Consider the following 17,814-nt stretch of genomic DNA (forward strand, 5'->3'; position numbering starts at 1 on the left):
CCTGGTGTACCGGTTTCTTTTCTCTTGCCATAATAAAAGGCCTCCTATGATTTTTTATTTTATCATAGAAGACCTTTGGCTAATACCTATTTACAGAAAAATTTTCATACACTCCTATCCTCCGCTTATACTGTCCCGGCAGACCTGAGAAGCGCAAGCTCCTCCTTAAGGGCCGCAATCTCAGCTTCATAAGCTTCTATCCTGCGGTCTTTTTCCTCCAGAATCTTCTTCTGTTCCTCCACAATGCGCTCAATCATATTGCGGTCCATCATACCCTCTATGATGTCCCTCAGAGCATCCACTGTGTCGCCCGGAGTCTTTCCCTCCTCATCAATGGTAATGTCCGCATATTTCTCATAATAGGGCACACGCTCATTGTAAAGGTCCCGAAGGGTAAAACCCGGCTTCAGGGCAACGCCGCGGTCCACCACATTGCCAATGCGCTTTTCCATCTCCTCATAGCTCATCTTCAGATAAACCACTTCGCTGATTTCCTTCAGATGCTCCATGGCCTTTTCCCCGTATATGACACTGCCGCCGGGGGCAATGACAGAGAGGGCCACATCCAGTCCGGCATTAATCCTCTCCTCCACCTTCAGGAATCCGTCCATGCCCTCTTCCGCAATGATTTCCTTTAAAAGCTTGCCTTCCTTTTCCTGTATCACAATGTCCACGTCCACAAAGGAAAATCCCAGCCTTTTGGCCAACAGGACCCCAATGGTGCTCTTGCCCGAGGACGGCATGCCTATCATGGTAATATTCGGTTTCACGTTTATTTCCTCCTTGCAGTCTTCTTTTTAATCGGCTTCTTCACCGAATATCCAAAGCTTCCCAGCTTCTTTCCCAACTCAAAATACTCACCGTGGGAATAGCTCACCAGCCCTGATGCATTGAGATTAAATTTCCCCCTGTCGTCCATATACTGGTTGTCAATGGTCACTCCCAGCACCTGGGCAATGAACATATCATGACTTCCCAGTTCCTTTACTTCCACCACTTTGCACTCAATGTTCACCGGACTTTCCTCCACCCCCGGCGCCTTCACATACCTGGATGCCTGCGGTGTAAGCCTTGTCTCCTTAAACTTATCCACATCCCTGCCGGACCTGACGCCGCAGTAATCCGTGGCCCGTACCAGCCGTTTATTCACCAGATTGATTACAAATTCTCCGGTATCCTTGATGATGCTGTGGGAAAAGCGCTCTTTGCGCACGGATATGGACACCATGGCCGGGTCTGAACATATGGTGCCCGCCCAGGCCACTGTGATGATATTAGGAGTCTCCCCCTCTCTGCCGCAGCTGACCATAACGGCCGGCACCGGGTAGAGCATGTTCCCTGGTTTCCAGTATTCCTTTGACATATCTTATTCCTCCTGCCCTAATCCTGCTCTGCCAGCATCAGCTCCGGAATCAGCTGCTTCTTGCGCGATACCACTCCGGGCAGACCCAGCACCGGTTCCTGCTGTTGTGTTGCCTCCTCCATATCCAGGTGAAATGCCTTGGCCGCCAGCTGCACCGCGCCCTGCCCGTGGCAAATCAGATTTGTGGATTCCATCAGTATGTTGGTCAGCATGAAAAACACCATATCCAGGCTGTTGCTCTCCTTTGCCTTTTCCATATATCCCAGCATCTTCGCCTTCAGGGTATCCAGCTCTATGTCATTTAAGGACGTAATCTGTCCCACGCCAATCAGCGCCTTGCCAACTGAGAATTTCTTAAAATCCTGGTAGAATATCTCCTCGTCGGACTTATCCTTCAGATTACTGCCGGCTCCGAACATCTCCATGGCATATTTCTCAATATCCAGGCCCGCAATGGAGGCCAGGGACCTGGCTGCCATCTCATCCACCGGGGTACAGGTCGGAGAGCGGAACAGCAGGGTATCCGACACAATGGCGCTGCACAGCAGTCCGGCAATCTTCGGCTCAATCTCCACCTTATTTTCCAGGTACATCTGGTAAATGATGGTGGCCGTACAGCCCAGGGGCTGGTTGCGGAAAAACACCGGAGCCATGGTCTGGACGGTTCCCAGCCTGTGGTGGTCGATGATTTCCATGATTTCAGCGCTCTCAATGCCTGCCACTGCCTGGCTCTTCTCATTGTGGTCCACCAGGATTACCTGCTTGCCCTTGGCGCCCAGCAGGTTCCTGCGTGAAATCATGCCCAGATACCTTCCCTCCTTGTCCAGGATGGGGAAATCCCGGTGCCGCTTGCTGGCCATGACCTCCCGGATTTCATCCGTGTAATCATCGCTGTTAAAGGTAATCAGATGCTCCCTGGTCATGAAATAGCTGATGGGCATGCTCTGGTTAATCAGACGGGCCGCCGTATACGTGTCATAGGTGGTGGCAATAACCGTGCATCCCCTGTCCTGGGCAATCTTCTTAATGGTCATGGACACGCCTGCTCCCTCACACACAATAATGCAGTCAGCCCCCATCTCAATGGCGCAGAGCTGTGACTCATAGCGGTTGCCCAGTATGACCAGGTCATGGGGTTCAATGTAAAATTCCATCAGGTCAGGATTGGCGGCTGCAATCAGCACCTTTCCCCTGTCAAAATACACGTCCGCATTTCCCACCACCAGGTCGGCTTCCAGCGTCTCAATAATATTGGAATACTGGGTATTGGCTTTAGACAGGATGCTGCTGTCGTAAATATTCATATAGGTCTTTGTGATATCGCCCACCGTGATAAGTCCCACCAGGGTGCCGTCGGGCCTGACCGAAGGAATGGTCACCACATTGTTTTCCTGCATGATATTCCATGCCTTTTTTAGGGAAATATTGTCCGCCACCCCTCTGGTCTTCCTGATTTCAATGTCCTTTACCTGGGTCCTCACATCCTCCACCAGCTTGGGCTCCTCCATGCCAAAGTAGTCCAGGACAAACTTAGTCTCCCCGTTCACATGGCCTGCCCTGGCCGGAACATAGGCATCCCCTGTAATTGCCCTCTTTAAGTTGGCATAACAGATGGCCGAACAAATGGAATCCGTGTCAGGATTCCTGTGTCCGATGACCGTTGTCTTTCTCTTTAATTCCTGTTCCATTTTCTCTCCCTCGATTCTGCATCTATGGTAATATATAATGTTTCATAATCTGTTTACAACAAATTCACATTTCGTTCACATTTATTTTTTATACTATTTTCATAAGAACAAGTTACATTTACAAATGATAAATAGTAAAATTGCACATAGATTTTTCATAATTGCCCCGGTTGTTATACAATCGGGGTCTCCTCATTTTATAAGGCGTTTTCAAGCTGCCATGAGGCTGAAAGCCCCCGGCTTATCTTTATACTGTATACAAGATACTTCCCGCCATTTCAGTATATCAGACCGTATTTCTTTTTTCAACTACAACCTAAAAGGGACGTCCCCTCCGCCACCATGGCGGAAGCCGTCCCTTTCCAACCTCTGCGGGCCGCTTAAGCTCATATGCTTTCAAAGCCCGTATCTCATCAAAGCCCATATCTCATTAAAACCCATATCTCATCAAAGCTCATATACCTGGTCACAGGTGAAATCCGGAAGTGAGGAACTGCTGTCTGCCTTTTTCGTCTTCTTTCCGCCTTCATCCGTATAAAACACTTCCCTGTCCTCCACATAATAGGCATAATCACCGTCAATCTTGTAGGCCTTTTCATCGGTCTGTACCTTACCTGATTCATTGACCAGGTAATACGTTCCCTCCACCTTGTAAACCTCATACCGGGAATCCCCGTCCGCTGTCACCAGCAGTCCGTTATAGTACAGGAATCCATCCTTTTCTCCGCTGAAGCCAGCGCCCTTATTGGAGCCGGAAGTGTTGAAGTAGAAGGTGCAGCGCTTGCCGTCGTCATCCGCAATGCCGGTATTCCTGCCGGTGCGCATCCTGCCGTCAGACCCTTTCTCTCCAAAATACCCCACCATCACACGGCCGCCGGAAACAATCTTAACCAGACCGTTCCTTCTGCATCCATACTGGTTCACAAAATAATTCTCACCGTCCACCCGGATTGTGGCCGCATTCATGGTGGCGATACCGGTCTTAAGGTATGCGGGAGTGCCGTTTTTCTCAAAGTAATACCACTCCTTATCCCCTTCCTTAGGAAGCTCCTCTTCCCCTTTCCTGGAGATGGCTGCCCCGTCGCCGGAATCACCCGGATGTTCAGATAGCTGTTTCCACTGTCCCTTTGCAATGGCTCCGTCGTCCTTACCGCCCAGATACACAAAGCGGCTGATGCCCGTGGCATCGTCACTGTCCGCTTTTTCCTTCACAGCATGCCAGCCAGTGAGCATGACTCCATTCCGGTCAAAATAAAACTTTTCTCCATGGATTGTCTCCTGGTCATAGCTGCCTGTCAGGGAACGCTTGGCCTTGCCGTTATTCTGGAAGAAAAACCAACGGGAATTCTCATCCGCCTTCTTATACTCCTTGGATATATCACCAATCTCAGGCAGGTTATCCTCATCAAATTCCAGGCATACCCATCCCCGTCTCATGGCCCCGTCGTCCTTGCCGCCCAGATAATAGATATGATCGCCCTCATAAAACCAGCCCGTGCGCATCTTACCGTCGCTGTCAAAATTATAGCGGCCGTCTCCCACGTTCTTCCAGCCTTCCTCTGTCTTGCCGTTCCTGCCCAGGAAATACCAGCCCTCTTCCTTCAGGCCGTCCCTTCCGTCTGTATGGACCCAGGAATTCTTCACCATGACTCCCTTGTCATCCACATAATATGTATTCTCAATCCAGGTACTCTTTTCAATCTCCCCGTCGCTTCCCAGGAAGTATGATTTTCCGTCCCGGGTCCTCCATTCATTTGTCACATAATTTCCCTTGGTATCCACGAATTTAAGGACTCCGTCTTCTGTCTTCCACCCGGATTCCGCTCCCAAAGCAGTACCGGCAGCCATTATCCCCATCAGTAATCCTATGGCCCATCCTGTCAGCATCCTTCGTCTGGTCATATCCTCCACCTCCTTATAGTATCATTTTATCAGATAACGGAGGGAAATAACAGGATGAGAAAGGGGAAAAATTGTGTAAGAATTACTTAATTTTTATTTATCAGTCAAAGATTGAAAATTTTATGAACACCCAATGGAAAAAATGTGAAATCAGTGCTAAAATGTATGTTACGATTCAGCCTCGCAGAAATCAAAATAAGAAGAAATACCCGTTTAGAAAGGAGTCACCCAAATGCCAGACACAGCTGTCACCATCCGTACGGCAGAGGAAGCAGACGCTGCCGCCCTTCTGTCCATATATGCACCCTATGTGGAAAAAACCGCCATTACCTTTGAATATGAGGTCCCCACGGTCCGGGAATTCAAAAACCGCATCGCCTCCACCCTGAAGCGGTACCCCTATCTGGCCGCTGTCCGGGATGGACGCATCCTGGGGTATGCCTATGCATCCGAATTTAAGGAAAGGGCTGCCTATGACTGGGCTGTGGAGACCTCTGTCTATGTGTCGGAGGACGCACGGCGCACCGGCGCCGGCTCCCTTCTCTATGAGGCATTGGAGGACTGTCTGAAACGTCAGAATGTCATCAATGTCAATGCCTGTATCGCCTACCCCAATCCCGGCAGCATTGCCTTCCACGAAAAACATGGCTACCGCACCGTAGGACATTTCACCAAATGCGGTTATAAACTGGGCCGGTGGTGGGATATGGTATGGATGGAAAAAATGCTGGGCCCCCATCCGGCGCAGCCGGAGCCGTTTATACCGGCGGACAGGCTTTAGTGCCTGCTTAATTCGGTTTTGCCACCCAGGCGTCCGGCCGCCCGCTACTTCCCCGGCCGCCCGCTACTTCCCCAGCCGCCCGTATATCCCGGCCATCCGCCTGCAGCGTTTCACAATATCCTCATCCAAATCTTCCGCTCTCATCCTCCACCGCCAGTTCTTTCCCAGGGTAGAGGGCTCATTGATTCTGGCAGCGGTATCCAATCCCAGATAATCCTGGACCGGAATCACAGCCAGGTCAGCCACGCTTCCAAGGGCAGCCCTGATTAAATCCCAGTGCATTTCCCCCTCCGGCGTGCAGCCGGAGCCTATGTACTCCCTGACAAAACGCCTGTCATGTTCATCCAGGGATACATACCAGCCCTCTGCGGTGTCATTGTCGTGGGTGCCTGTGTACACCACACAGTTGGTCCCGTACTTATGGGGCAGGTAATCACTGTCCTCACCTGCGTCAAAAGCAAACTCCAGCACCTTCATCCCAGGAAATCCGGTATCCCTCAGCAGCTGCCTTACAGTAGGCGTAAGGAATCCCAGGTCCTCTGCAATGATGGGCAGCTTGTCCCCGCCGAAATGTTCCTGCATCTTCCGGAAGATTTCGATTCCCGGCCCCTTTTCCCAGCGGCCAAACTCCGCTGTGGCATCGCCGTAAGGAATGGCGTAATACTCGTCAAATCCCCGGAAATGGTCCACCCGCACCAAATCATACATGCGGAAACAGTACTCCATTCTCCGCATCCACCAGGCAAATTCCGTATTCCTGTGGTAATCCCAGTTATACAGTGGATTCCCCCACAGCTGTCCTGTGGCCGAAAAACCGTCCGGCGGACAGCCTGCCACTGCTCCGGGCATATTATTGCCGTCAAACTGGAACAGTTCAGGATGCGACCAGCTGTCGGCACTGTCAAATGCAACGTAAATAGGGATATCCCCTATAATCCGGATTCCCTGCTCATGGGCATATCCCTTAAGCGCATCCCACTGTTCCTCAAATTTCATCTGCTGGAATTCATAAAATCCAATCTCATCCGTCAGCTTGGCCCTGTATGCCTCCAGCGCCTCCGGCTTTCTCAGGCGGATTCCTTCATCCCACAGGTTCCAGCTGCAGGAATCAAAGTGGTTCTTTACCGCCATATAGAAACAATACTCCCTGGTCTCATGCCCCAGCTTTTGGACTGCCAGGCCATGGACCTGCTCCGCGGCCCGTCCGTCCTTCCAGCGCTCATAGGCTTTTCTCAAAAGGGGAAACCTTCCATCGTATATCTTCTTATAATCAATGTCCCTTTCATTACTTCCAAAATCCACATCCCGGCACTCCTCCTTTGTGAGAAGCCCTTCCTCTGTCAGCTTTTCCAGGTCAATGAAATAAGGATTGCCTGCAAAGGCCGAAAAGGACTGATAGGGCGAATCCCCAAACCCGGTGGGACCCAGGGGCAGAATCTGCCACCAGCTCTGGCCCGCTGCCTTCAATGTATCAATAAAATCATATGCTTCCTTAGAAAATGCCCCGATGCCATACCGCGAAGGCAGGCTGGCAACCGGAAGCAGCATACCGCATTCCCGCATAATGATAATCTCCTTTATGTCCGGCGCACCTGTTGGCCCCGGAAAATACCGCTTCATTTTATCACACTTTCACAGCACCTACAAGTAATTATCCCCTTTCTTCCGGTATTCCCCCGGCGTCTTACCGTACTTTCTCCGAAACAGCCTGTTAAAATAGGATATATTATCAAACCCGCATCTCTGGGCCACGGCCGTCACCGGCTCCGTGGTGGTAAGCAGCATTCCCGCTGCTTTTTCCAGACGGAATTCATTGAGATACTGTGTAAACGGCACCCCCATATATTGTTTAAAATACTTCATAAAATGTGAATTACTGTAAAAGCAGAGCTGCGCCCCGTCCTCCACGGTTATTCTCTCCCCGTAGTGTTCCTCCATGTACTCCAGCAGCCGCTTCATCCTCTCCCTGGATTTGCGCGGCTGCCCCGCTGCTCCCGGTCCCCGGATACCTGCAATCAGGCCCAGAAACCAGAACAGGGCCCCCTTTACCCCCATCTGGTAGGCATAGCTCTTTTGACCGCACAGCTGGTCCATTTTCCTGATACATTCCATAAAGGCCGCATAATCCGGCAGCCTGTCTGTAATATGAAGGGGCTCCCCTATTCCCCCCTCTGTCATGGGCCGCAGAAAATCATAGGTGCACAGGTCTGATTCATCCGTCATGAGCATGGAAGGGAGGAAAATAATATTTTCATACTCCATCACCTCAGAACCGCACCGGCTGATGCCGTGAAGCTGCCCAGGAAAAACCACCACAGCCTCCCCCTCCCGCGCTTCATAGAGCTCCATATCCACAGTCACCATGCCGCGCCCCTTTTTTACAGCAATAATCTCCATATCCTCATGCCAGTGAACCGGGACCTGCCTGAAATCCGCAGGAATGGAACAGGGGTAAATGTTAAAAGGGAAATCCTTTCCCGCATGTTCTTTTACCTCATGGTAGCCATATTCCCCGCGCCGGCTGCTTCTGTCCTGCTCCCATGCATCTTCCCCCTGAGCTCCAGCCCTGCCATCCCCCTGATATCCGCTCCCCATTTTAAGGACGTCCTGCATTTGTAAACCACCTTTTTCGCATTTTTGATAGTATTGTACTATATCATCACATAATTATGCAAGATTTTCTTTTTCCATCCCATTATAATACAGACAAACGTACAATCATGCCGCAACGGGCGCACCTTAGGGAAAGGAATGCAAATCATGAATCAAAACCAATTGGAACAAATGCTGACAGAAGCATGCAAAAAAGATATTTCAAGCTGTACCGACAAAGAGCTGTACACCGGACTGCTCTGTCTGGTAAATAAACTGTCCGGGGACCGGGAATCCGCCCAGGGCAAAAAGAAATTATACTACATTTCCGCTGAATTCCTCATAGGAAAGCTGTTATCCAACAATATGATAAACCTGGGCATCTACAGCCAGGTGAAATCCATTCTGGCAGGCCACGGCAGGGACCTCTGCGTCCTGGAGGAGCTGGAGCCGGAACCATCCCTGGGCAACGGCGGGCTGGGCAGGCTGGCAGCCTGTTTCCTGGACTCCATCGCCACCCTGGGGCTGAACGGGGACGGTATCGGGCTGAACTACCATTTCGGCCTGTTCAGGCAGTTATTCAGGGACAATCTCCAGATCGAGGAACCGAATCCATGGATGGAACATACCTCCTGGCTCAACAGGACTAATGTCACCTACCAGATTCCATACAGGAACTTTACCCTTACCTCACGGATGTATGACATTGAGGTCACCGGCTATGGCAGCCGCACCAACAAGCTCCATTTATTTGACGTGGAGACCGTGGATGAATCCCTTGTGGAGGAAGGGATTTCCTTTGACAAGACCGATATCAGGAAGAACCTGACCCTGTTCCTCTACCCGGACGACAGCGACAGGGCAGGCCAGATACTGCGCATTTACCAGCAGTACTTCATGGTAAGCAACGCTGCCCGCCTCATACTGGACGAGGCAGCGGCAAAGGGCTCCACCCTTTACGACCTGCCCGACTATGCTGTTATCCAAATCAATGACACCCACCCCACCATGGTCATTCCCGAACTGATTCGTCTTCTCACCACGGAGCATGGCATGGAAATGGATGACGCCATCCAGGTGGTGATGAATACCTGCGCTTACACCAACCACACCATCCTGGCGGAAGCCCTGGAGACCTGGCCCATGGACTATTTTAAGGAAGCGGTTCCCCAGCTGATACCCATTATGGAAATACTGGATGACAAGGTGCGCAGGAAATTTGAGGACCCATCCGTATATATCATTGACAAGGGCGACCGGGTTCACATGGCCCACATTGACATCCACTACGGTTTCAGCGTCAACGGCGTGGCTGCCCTTCACACGGATATACTGAAGAACAATGAACTGAATCATTTTTACAGGCTCTACCCGGAGAAATTCAATAACAAGACAAATGGCATCACCTTCCGCCGGTGGCTGCTTCACTGCAACCCCCAGCTGGCAGGCTATGTGTCGGAACTCATTGGCGATGGTTTTAAGAAGGATGCATTTGAACTTAAGAAACTGGATGACAAGGCATTTACAGCCAACATAAAGACCCTGCACAGTCTCTTAGCCATCAAGGACAGTAAAAAGCAGGAGCTGGCAGGCTACCTGAAGGATACCCAGGGCCTGGACATTGACCCCAAATCCATTTTTGACATCCAGGTAAAGCGGCTTCACGAATACAAGCGCCAGCAGATGAACGCCCTTTACCTGATACACAAATACCTGGAAATCAAGGGGGGCAGCAGGCCCACCACTCCCATCACAGCCATTTTCGGAGCCAAGGCAGCGCCTGCGTATACCATTGCAAAGGATATCATCCACATGATACTCTGCCTCCAGCAGGTCATTGACCAGGACCCGGACGTAAATCCCTGGCTGAAGGTGGTAATGGTAAACAACTACAATGTAAGCCTGGCTGAAAAGCTGATTCCTGCCTGCGATATCTCAGAGCAGATATCCCTGGCCTCCAAGGAAGCCAGCGGCACCAGCAACATGAAATTCATGCTCAACGGAGCCGTGACCCTGGGTACGGACGACGGAGCCAATGTGGAAATCCACCAGCTGGTGGGCGACGGCAACATCTATATATTCGGCGAATCCAGCGAGACAGTCATCCGGCGGTACGCAGAGGGCAGCTACTGCTCACGTTCCTACTATGAGGCAGACCCGGACCTTAAGAAAGCCGTTGACTTCATCGTCGGCCCGGCCATGCTGTCTGTTGGTTCCAGGGAGCACTTGGAGCGCCTGTACAGCGAGCTGCTAAGCAAAGACTGGTTCATGACCTTCCCTGACTTTAAAGCCTACTGCCAGACCAGGGAACAGGCCTACTGCGACTATGAGAACCGGACTGCCTGGGCCAGGAAAATGCTAATCAATATCAGCAGGGCCGGTTATTTCTCATCTGACCGTACCATTGAAGAGTACAACCGGGATATATGGAAGCTGGACACAGGGCTTGTACCATAATTTGTAATAAAATCGGAAGGATTTTCATAAAATGTTCAAAGTCTTATGCTATCTTATGTGTTATACTAGTACAATGGTATAATGAAACATGAAGAAGGAGCATAATCATGAAAAAACTGATTACGGCCACGGCGCTTTTCCTGGCAATTGCCACAGCGTCCGGGGCCGTCCCCTATAATGCGGCAGATAACTCTTTCTCCGCCTTTGCAGTAGGCCCCGGCCTCAACAACCTGTCCGTCAAGGATGACAAGGCATCCTACCAGTGGGCTCTGAAAAATGACGGCCAGGCACAAAAAATAGTCCAGGAACTGGATATCGACTCCCTGGACCCGGCCTATGTTCACAGAAACAAACGCGGAAAGGTGGACGCCATCGCCCTTCCCCCGCTGGAACCGGCCAATATCCTGACCAGCGCCATTGACGCCGTCCCCGGGATTGACATCAATATCCAGCCTGCATGGCAGGCCTACGCCCGGACAGAGACAAAGCGTCCCCTGACCGTGGCGGTCATTGACACCGGGGTGGATATCTCCCATCCGGATTTACAGGGCTCCATATGGGTCAACGAGGATGAGATTCCCGGAGACGGCATTGACAATGACGGCAACGGGTTTGTGGACGATGTAAACGGCTGGAACTTTTACAGCAACAACGGCCAGGTATATGAAGGCGCGGAGGATGTCCACGGCACCCATGCGGCAGGCACCATTGCGGCGCCCAGGGATAACGGCGGCATTGTGGGCATCGCTGACAATCATTATGTGAAAATCATGCCGGTAAAGGCCCTGGGCGGAACAGAGGGAAAGGGCTCCCCCGAAAATGTGATTGCGGCCATCAAATACGCGGAAGCCAACGGAGCCCAGATATGCAATCTGAGCTTCGGGTCCCAGAACTGTACGGAAGAGTTCAGGGCAGCCATCCGGGACTCCGGCATGCTGTTCATTGTGGCTGCAGGCAACGGGGATGACAACGGCATCGGCTACAACATAGACGCCTCCCCCATTTACCCTGCCTCCCTTCCCTTTGACAACGTGATAACCGTAGCCAACCTGATGTTTGACGGCACCCTGGATGAGAGTTCCAACTTCGGCCCCGGCAGCGTGGATATCGCTGCTCCCGGCACCTTCATCCTGGGGATTACGCCTGACAATGGATATGCCTTTATGAGCGGCACCTCCATGGCAGCCCCCATGGTCACCGGCGTTGCTGCCATGCTCTATACATCCAGGCCGGAATTAAGCCTGCCGGACATCAAAAACATAATCCTGGCCTCAGCCCGCAAGATGGACAGTCTGAATGGCAAGGTATTATGCGGCGGAATGCTGGATGCGGGCGGGGCTATGCAGTGGGGACGGCAGTAAGGCTCATAACACACAGGCTATATAAAAAGGCAGCCCCCATATCTGCAACAGATATGAAAGCTGCCTTCTTCTATTTCTTCTATTTCATCTGTACCGCTGTGTATTTCTTCTTACTTCTCCACCATGGTTCTTCTGCACAATTAAACCGGATAAGCCTTGCTGTCCTTGTCGGCCACACTGCCATCCACCTTGGTCTGCTGGGCAGCCCTGTACTCGAAGAAATCCTTGGCCACTGCCGGGAACAGCGCATAGCTGAGGACATCCTCATCCTGCTGCTTCCACTGTGCGCATTCCTTCTCAAACTGAGGAAGCTGCGGAGCAAGCAGGTCTGCCGGACGGCAGGTAATCGGCGTCTCGTCTCCGATAATCTTTTTCTGTACTTCCGGATTAAAGGGCTTAACAGTCTGGCCGAATTCACCCAGCATGATTTTCTTGGATTCCTTGGGAACCATCTTATAGCGCTCGCCCATGATAACGTTCATAACAGCCTGGGTACCCACAATCTGGGAAGACGGGGTAACTAACGGAGGCTCTCCAAAGTCCTTACGCACTCTCGGAATCTCCTCCAGAACCTGACGGTACTTGTCTTCCTGTCCAGCCTCTTTTAACTGGCTTACCAGGTTGGAAAGCATGCCGCCCGGCACCTGATACTGGAGGGTCTTGATATTAACGCCCAGTACCTTCGGGTTCAGAAGGCCGCTCTTAAGGGCCTGCTCACGTATGGGCTGGAAGTGGTCTGCAATCTCGGCCAGCAGTGACTGGTCATAGCCCGTATCATATGGTGTGCCGCGGAAAGTCTCCACCATAACCTCGGTAGCCGGCTGGCTGGTTCCCAGGGCCAGAGGCGACATGGCGCAGTCAATGATTTCACATCCTGCCTCCACTGCCTTTAAGTAGGTCATTGAAGCAACGCCTGATGTGTAGTGGGTATGCAGGTCGATTGGAAGCTTTGTTCCTTCCTTCAGGGCCTGTACCAGCTCTGCCGCCGCATATGGAGTCAGCAGTCCTGCCATGTCCTTGATACACAGGGAATCAGCGCCCATGTCCTCAATCCTCTTGGCAATATCCTTCCAGTAGTCCAGGGTGTAGGCATCGCCCAGGGTGTAGCACAGTGCAATCTGCGCATGTCCTTTTTCCCTGTTGGTGGCCTTTACAGCTGTCTCCAGGTTGCGGATATCATTCAGACAGTCAAAGATACGGATAATATCAATACCGTTGGAAATGGACTTCTGTACAAAGTACTCCACAACATCGTCTGCATAATGGTTATATCCCAGGATGTTCTGTCCGCGGAACAGCATCTGCAGCTTGGTGTTCTTAAATCCGTCTCTCAGTTTCCTCAGTCTCTCCCATGGGTCTTCCTTCAGGAAACGGAGGCAGGAATCAAAGGTAGCTCCGCCCCAGCACTCAACCGCATGGTAGCCTACCTTGTCCATCTTATCAATAATGGGCAGCATCTGCTCAGTGGACATTCTGGTCGCAAGCAAAGACTGGTGGGCGTCACGAAGGACGGTTTCCACAATCTTCACTGGCCTCTTCTCTATCTCTGCCATAGTTCTAATCCTCCTCGTTTAAAATCTAATGTCATTATACCCCAAAGATTGCCATGAAAGTACCGGCCGCAACTGCTGTGCCGATAACGCCTGCAACGTTTGGTCCCATTGCGTGCATCAGCAGGAAGTTGGTGGGGTCTGCTTCAGCCCCCACTTTCTGGGATACACGGGCTGCCATAGGAACTGCGGACACGCCGGCAGAACCGATAAGCGGATTAATCTTTCCTCCGGTAATCTTGCAGAGGAGCTTGCCTAAAAGAACGCCGCCAATGGTTCCGAAGATGAATGCAGTCAGGCCCAGGGCAACAATCTTGATGGTAGTCACATTTAAGAATGCATCCGCACTGGTGGTGGCGCCTACGGATGTACCCAGCAGGATAACCACGATATACATCAGGGCGTTGCTTGCCGTATCAGCCAGCTGCTTTACAACACCGCTCTCGCGGAACAGGTTGCCTAACATCAGCATACCTACAAGGGGCGCTGTGGACGGCAGAATCAGACAAACCACGATGGTTACGATGATGGGGAACAGAATCTTCTCCAGCTTGGATACGGGACGAAGCTGCTCCATCTTAATCTTGCGCTCTTTTTCAGTTGTCAGCAGCTTCATGAACGGCGGCTGGATAATGGGCACCAGCGCCATGTAGGAATAAGCTGCAACTGCAATGGGGCCCATAATCTGGGTCTGCCCCAGCTTACTGCACAGGAACAGGGATGTAGGGCCGTCTGCACCGCCGATAATGGAGATGGCGGCAGACTCCTTGCCTGAGAATCCCAGCAGGATAGCCAGGAAATATGCGGAATAAATGCCCAGCTGTGCCGCAGCGCCCATGAGGAAACTGATTGGGTTTGCGATAAGGGGGCCAAAGTCTGTCATGGCTCCAACGCCCAGGAAGATAAGGGATGGTAAGATACTCCACTCATCCAGCTGGAAAAAGTACCACAGAAGTCCGCCGGTTCCGTTGGACGTCTGCTCCGGAGAATACATGATATCCGGATAAATATTAACCAGCAGCATACCGAATGCAATCGGAATCAGCAGCAGGGGTTCAAATCCCTTTCTGATAGCAAGGTATAAGAACACCAGGGCCACTGCTATCATTACATAGTTGCCTGCTTCCAGATGGAAAAAGGCCATCTGATTCAGCAGGTTATTAATTATATTGCCAAAATCCATAATGTTCCCTCCATAATGAATCCCACATTGCTATGGGCTCATCTCTATAGTTAGTTCAGAGTAGCTAATACCGCGCCAGATTCAACGGAATCGCCGGTGGACGCATTAATGCTGGCAATTGTTCCATCCTGAGGAGCTACGATGTCGTTTTCCATCTTCATAGCTTCCAGAACCAGGATTACGTCGCCCTTTTTCACAGCCTGTCCCACAGCTGCCTTAACAGCCACTACCTTGCCGGGCATGGGTGCGGATACGCTGACGGAACCTGCTGTTCCTGCTGGTGCTGCGGGTGCAGGTGCTGCTGCAGGCGCCGGAGCTGCCGCTGGTGCTGCGGGAGCCGCAACGGGTGCTGCAGGTGCTGCCGCAATGCCGGATACAGCGCCTTCTTCTACGGTTACTGCATATGCTTTACCATTAACTGTGATTGTATAATTCTTCATGATTTCAATTCCTCCTGAATGAAAATAGTTATGGAACGTTTCCCGTCCTCTTATCTGCCTTTCGACCTCTGTACACGGCGGATGGAACGAACCACCAGTCCGTTAGAAGAAGTTCCCTCATATGCTGCAATGGCTGCTGAAATCACTGCCACCAGTTCTGCATCGCCCATCAGGTCACCGCCTGCGGCTGGTGCGGGAGCCGGCGCTGCCGCCTTAACCGGTGCAGGTGCCGCCGGTGCAGGCTCTGCCTTTGTATTCTTTCCTGTCTCCCACTTGTGGATGAACTTAAAGCAGGCAATCAGCAGGCTGATAAAGATAAGAACCGCGAACACGGTGCCTATGCCGATTACCGCATATACCGTTGCTGTCTCCATCAGCTGTCCGATGGTCTTGCCCTCTTCTTCATTAGAAGCAAGCTCCGTAAACTCAGCGTCCACAATCTGCTGGGAAATCATATTCAGATTCATGACATACTGCATGGAACCCTCGGTGAAGGCAACAGGCAGCATAACGGTGTATGAACCATCTGCCATCTGTACCACGCTTGCGTCGTCAATATCAATGCTCCTGACTTCTCCCAGTTCCTTCCTTGCATTAATCTGCTCGTCACAGATGGCTGCCATGACTGCATTTCCCTGGGCCTCTGCCATAACCTTCTGTGCAATCAGCCCTTCCGTGCTGACGCCCAGTGACTGGACTGCTGTCAGCTTGGCGTACTCCGCCATCATATCATCTGCAGGAGTTCCATCCGTGGCAATCCGGGAAGCTGCCGCGGTTTCCTCCTGTTTTGCTGAGCAGGCCGACAGGCTCAACAGGCAGGCGGCCATCAGAACTGCTGCTGCCACTCGTTTCATTAATCGTCTCATATACCTGTCACCTCTCTTTAAACCGTGCCATGCTTCTTAGACGGACGGTCCTCTCTCTTTGTGAACAGCATTTCAAAGGCTGCGATTACCCGCTGGCGGGTCTCACCTGCCTTGATTATGTCATCTACATATCCTCTTCCCGCTGCTGCAGCAGCGCTGGACTGAAGTGCAGTGTACTCTGCTGTCTTTTCATTGATGAGTGCGGCGGCATCACCGGATGCGGCGATTTCCTTGGCATACATAATTTTAACTGCATCGGATGGATTCATCATGCCGATGACAGCGTTTGGCCATGCATAAACCACATCAGCGCCAATGGACTTGCTGCCCATGGTCAGGTATGCGCTTCCGAATGCTTCCTTGACAACTACCGTTACCTTGGGAACGCTGGCATTTGCATATGCATAGGTAAGACGCGCAGCAGCTTTTGCAATCCTTCTCTCGCTGCACATCTTGGCCTTGTAGCCCTTTACATTCACCAGTGTAAGCACAGGAATGTTGAATGCGTCGCAGAAATTGATGAAATCAGTGGCCTTGTCACAGCCCTTGCCGGACAGTACAGGCTCAAATGTCTCCTTCTTTTCGCCGTTCTCATAGAGTTCCGTACGGTTTGCCACACAACCGATGGTTGTCCCGTTCAGGCGGATGAAACCGGTCACCATGGAAGGCTCATAATTCTTCTTAACCTCCATGAAGAAGCTGTTATCGGATATCAGTGTCAGGGCCAGGGCCGTGTCACCGGTGCATCCCTCGATATTATCGCAGATACGGTTTAAATCATCCTGGCACTCGCCGTATGACATATCGTCCTCATTGTTGGCGGGAAGGATGGAAACCAGGGCGCGTATCTGGGCGATGATGGAATCCTCGTCTCCTGTGAAATCTGCCAGTCCGGATTCCCTGCTCTGGAAATCTGCGCTGGAGGTATCACACTTCTCTTTATAATTGCCGTCAATGGCATTAGGTGAATTAACAAACAGTTTGCCGGACTTCTCTTCCATGAAGGTGAAATCTGTGATGCCGGCAGATACTGCCATGCCGCCGCCGCAGGTTCCAAAGATTGCTGTTATCTGAGGAATCACGCCGGAAGCCATGGTCTGGCTTAAGTACAGCTTGCCGAAGCCGTCCAGGGCATCGGTCGCCTCCTGAAGACGCAGACCTGCACAGTCTACCAAACCGATTACAGGTGCTCCCATCTTCATTGCCATGGAATAGATGTTGCAGATTTTCTTTGCATGCATTTCGCCCATGGAGCCGCCTAATACAGACGCATCCTGGCTGTATACATACACCAGGCATCCGCCTATGGTACCGTAGCCGGTAACCACGCCGTCAGCGGGGGTCTCCTGCTCAGTCATGTTAAAGTCAGTGCTTCTGGCCTTTATATAGGCTCCGACTTCAACAAAACTGTTCTCATCAAGCAGGGCTGCTATGCGGCTGCTTGCTGAAGTTTGTGCTGAATTACTCATTTTCCAGTCCTCCATCATTCATAAGTTTAACAATATCTAAGCAACGGAAAACCCATTCTCAGGCCCGCTGCAAAAAAAAGCAGAAATATTGCCACATACAATTATAATAATAAATTTGTCAAATAGCAAGCTCTTTTCCTCGAAAAAGGTGAAAATATTAAC

The 17,814-nt window shown here is 51.4% G+C and carries 13 protein-coding genes and 1 pseudogene; 3 read left to right on the forward strand and 11 right to left on the reverse strand.

What is annotated here, in order from left to right:
* Nucleotides 1-275: 275 nt before the first annotated feature.
* The 4 genes and pseudogenes from I2H39_RS08475 to I2H39_RS08490 form a co-directional block, all read right to left on the reverse strand.
* Nucleotides 276-752, reverse strand: a pseudogene (locus tag I2H39_RS08475) (shikimate kinase); the annotation flags it as partial.
* A gap of 20 nt (nt 753-772) precedes the next feature.
* Nucleotides 773-1,363, reverse strand: a complete 591-nt coding sequence (locus I2H39_RS08480; RefSeq protein ID WP_195626252.1) for a flavin reductase family protein — start codon at nt 1,361-1,363, stop codon at nt 773-775.
* Nucleotides 1,364-1,380: 17 nt separating this feature from the next.
* The gene (locus I2H39_RS08485) at nt 1,381-3,051 is read right to left on the reverse strand and encodes a putative manganese-dependent inorganic diphosphatase (RefSeq protein ID WP_195626253.1); all 1,671 of its coding nucleotides are present in this window, start codon (nt 3,049-3,051) and stop codon (nt 1,381-1,383) included.
* A gap of 447 nt (nt 3,052-3,498) precedes the next feature.
* Nucleotides 3,499-4,953 carry a cell wall-binding protein gene (locus tag I2H39_RS08490; protein WP_138306806.1) on the reverse strand — a complete coding sequence of 485 codons (1,455 nt, stop codon included), beginning with the start codon at nt 4,951-4,953 and terminating at the stop codon, nt 3,499-3,501.
* 232 nt (nt 4,954-5,185) lie between these two features.
* On the opposite strand from I2H39_RS08490, the gene I2H39_RS08495 reads away from it, so the two are divergent.
* Complete coding sequence (locus I2H39_RS08495; RefSeq protein WP_138306805.1) at nt 5,186-5,734, forward strand: GNAT family N-acetyltransferase; 549 nt, start codon at nt 5,186-5,188, stop codon at nt 5,732-5,734.
* 63 nt (nt 5,735-5,797) lie between these two features.
* Here I2H39_RS08495 and malQ read toward each other — a convergent pair whose 3' ends face one another.
* Entirely contained in the window at nt 5,798-7,297 is a 1,500-nt protein-coding gene (gene malQ / locus I2H39_RS08500; protein WP_195626254.1) for a 4-alpha-glucanotransferase, read from the reverse strand.
* Between the two features lie 78 nt (nt 7,298-7,375).
* Nucleotides 7,376-8,329, reverse strand: coding sequence for an AraC family transcriptional regulator (locus I2H39_RS08505; RefSeq protein WP_330640729.1), 954 nt, complete (start codon nt 8,327-8,329; stop codon nt 7,376-7,378).
* 165 nt (nt 8,330-8,494) lie between these two features.
* Between I2H39_RS08505 and I2H39_RS08510 the strand changes: the two genes are divergently transcribed.
* Nucleotides 8,495-10,783, forward strand: coding sequence for a glycogen/starch/alpha-glucan phosphorylase (locus I2H39_RS08510; protein WP_195626256.1), 2,289 nt, complete (start codon nt 8,495-8,497; stop codon nt 10,781-10,783).
* Between the two features lie 107 nt (nt 10,784-10,890).
* A complete protein-coding gene (locus I2H39_RS08515; RefSeq protein ID WP_195626257.1) occupies nt 10,891-12,144 on the forward strand; it encodes a S8 family peptidase in 1,254 nt (417 codons plus the stop codon).
* Nucleotides 12,145-12,284: 140 nt separating this feature from the next.
* Here I2H39_RS08515 and I2H39_RS08520 read toward each other — a convergent pair whose 3' ends face one another.
* The 5 genes from I2H39_RS08520 to I2H39_RS08540 are packed head-to-tail and all read right to left on the reverse strand — an operon-like array spanning nt 12,285 to nt 17,652.
* Nucleotides 12,285-13,697 carry an oxaloacetate decarboxylase subunit alpha gene (locus tag I2H39_RS08520; protein WP_138306800.1) on the reverse strand — a complete coding sequence of 471 codons (1,413 nt, stop codon included), beginning with the start codon at nt 13,695-13,697 and terminating at the stop codon, nt 12,285-12,287.
* Nucleotides 13,698-13,731: 34 nt separating this feature from the next.
* Nucleotides 13,732-14,877: a sodium ion-translocating decarboxylase subunit beta gene (locus I2H39_RS08525; RefSeq protein WP_138306799.1), complete on the reverse strand. Its 1,146-nt coding sequence runs from the start codon at nt 14,875-14,877 to the stop codon at nt 13,732-13,734.
* A gap of 50 nt (nt 14,878-14,927) precedes the next feature.
* Nucleotides 14,928-15,317, reverse strand: a complete 390-nt coding sequence (locus tag I2H39_RS08530; RefSeq protein WP_195626258.1) for a biotin/lipoyl-containing protein — start codon at nt 15,315-15,317, stop codon at nt 14,928-14,930.
* A gap of 50 nt (nt 15,318-15,367) precedes the next feature.
* Nucleotides 15,368-16,183: an OadG family transporter subunit gene (locus I2H39_RS08535; RefSeq protein WP_195626259.1), complete on the reverse strand. Its 816-nt coding sequence runs from the start codon at nt 16,181-16,183 to the stop codon at nt 15,368-15,370.
* A gap of 17 nt (nt 16,184-16,200) precedes the next feature.
* Entirely contained in the window at nt 16,201-17,652 is a 1,452-nt protein-coding gene (locus tag I2H39_RS08540) for a carboxyl transferase domain-containing protein (protein ID WP_138306796.1), read from the reverse strand.
* Nucleotides 17,653-17,814 lie beyond the last annotated feature (162 nt).

This window comes from Clostridium sp. 1001283B150225_161107_B6, assembly GCF_015556325.1.
GTDB lineage: Bacteria > Bacillota > Clostridia > Lachnospirales > Lachnospiraceae > Enterocloster.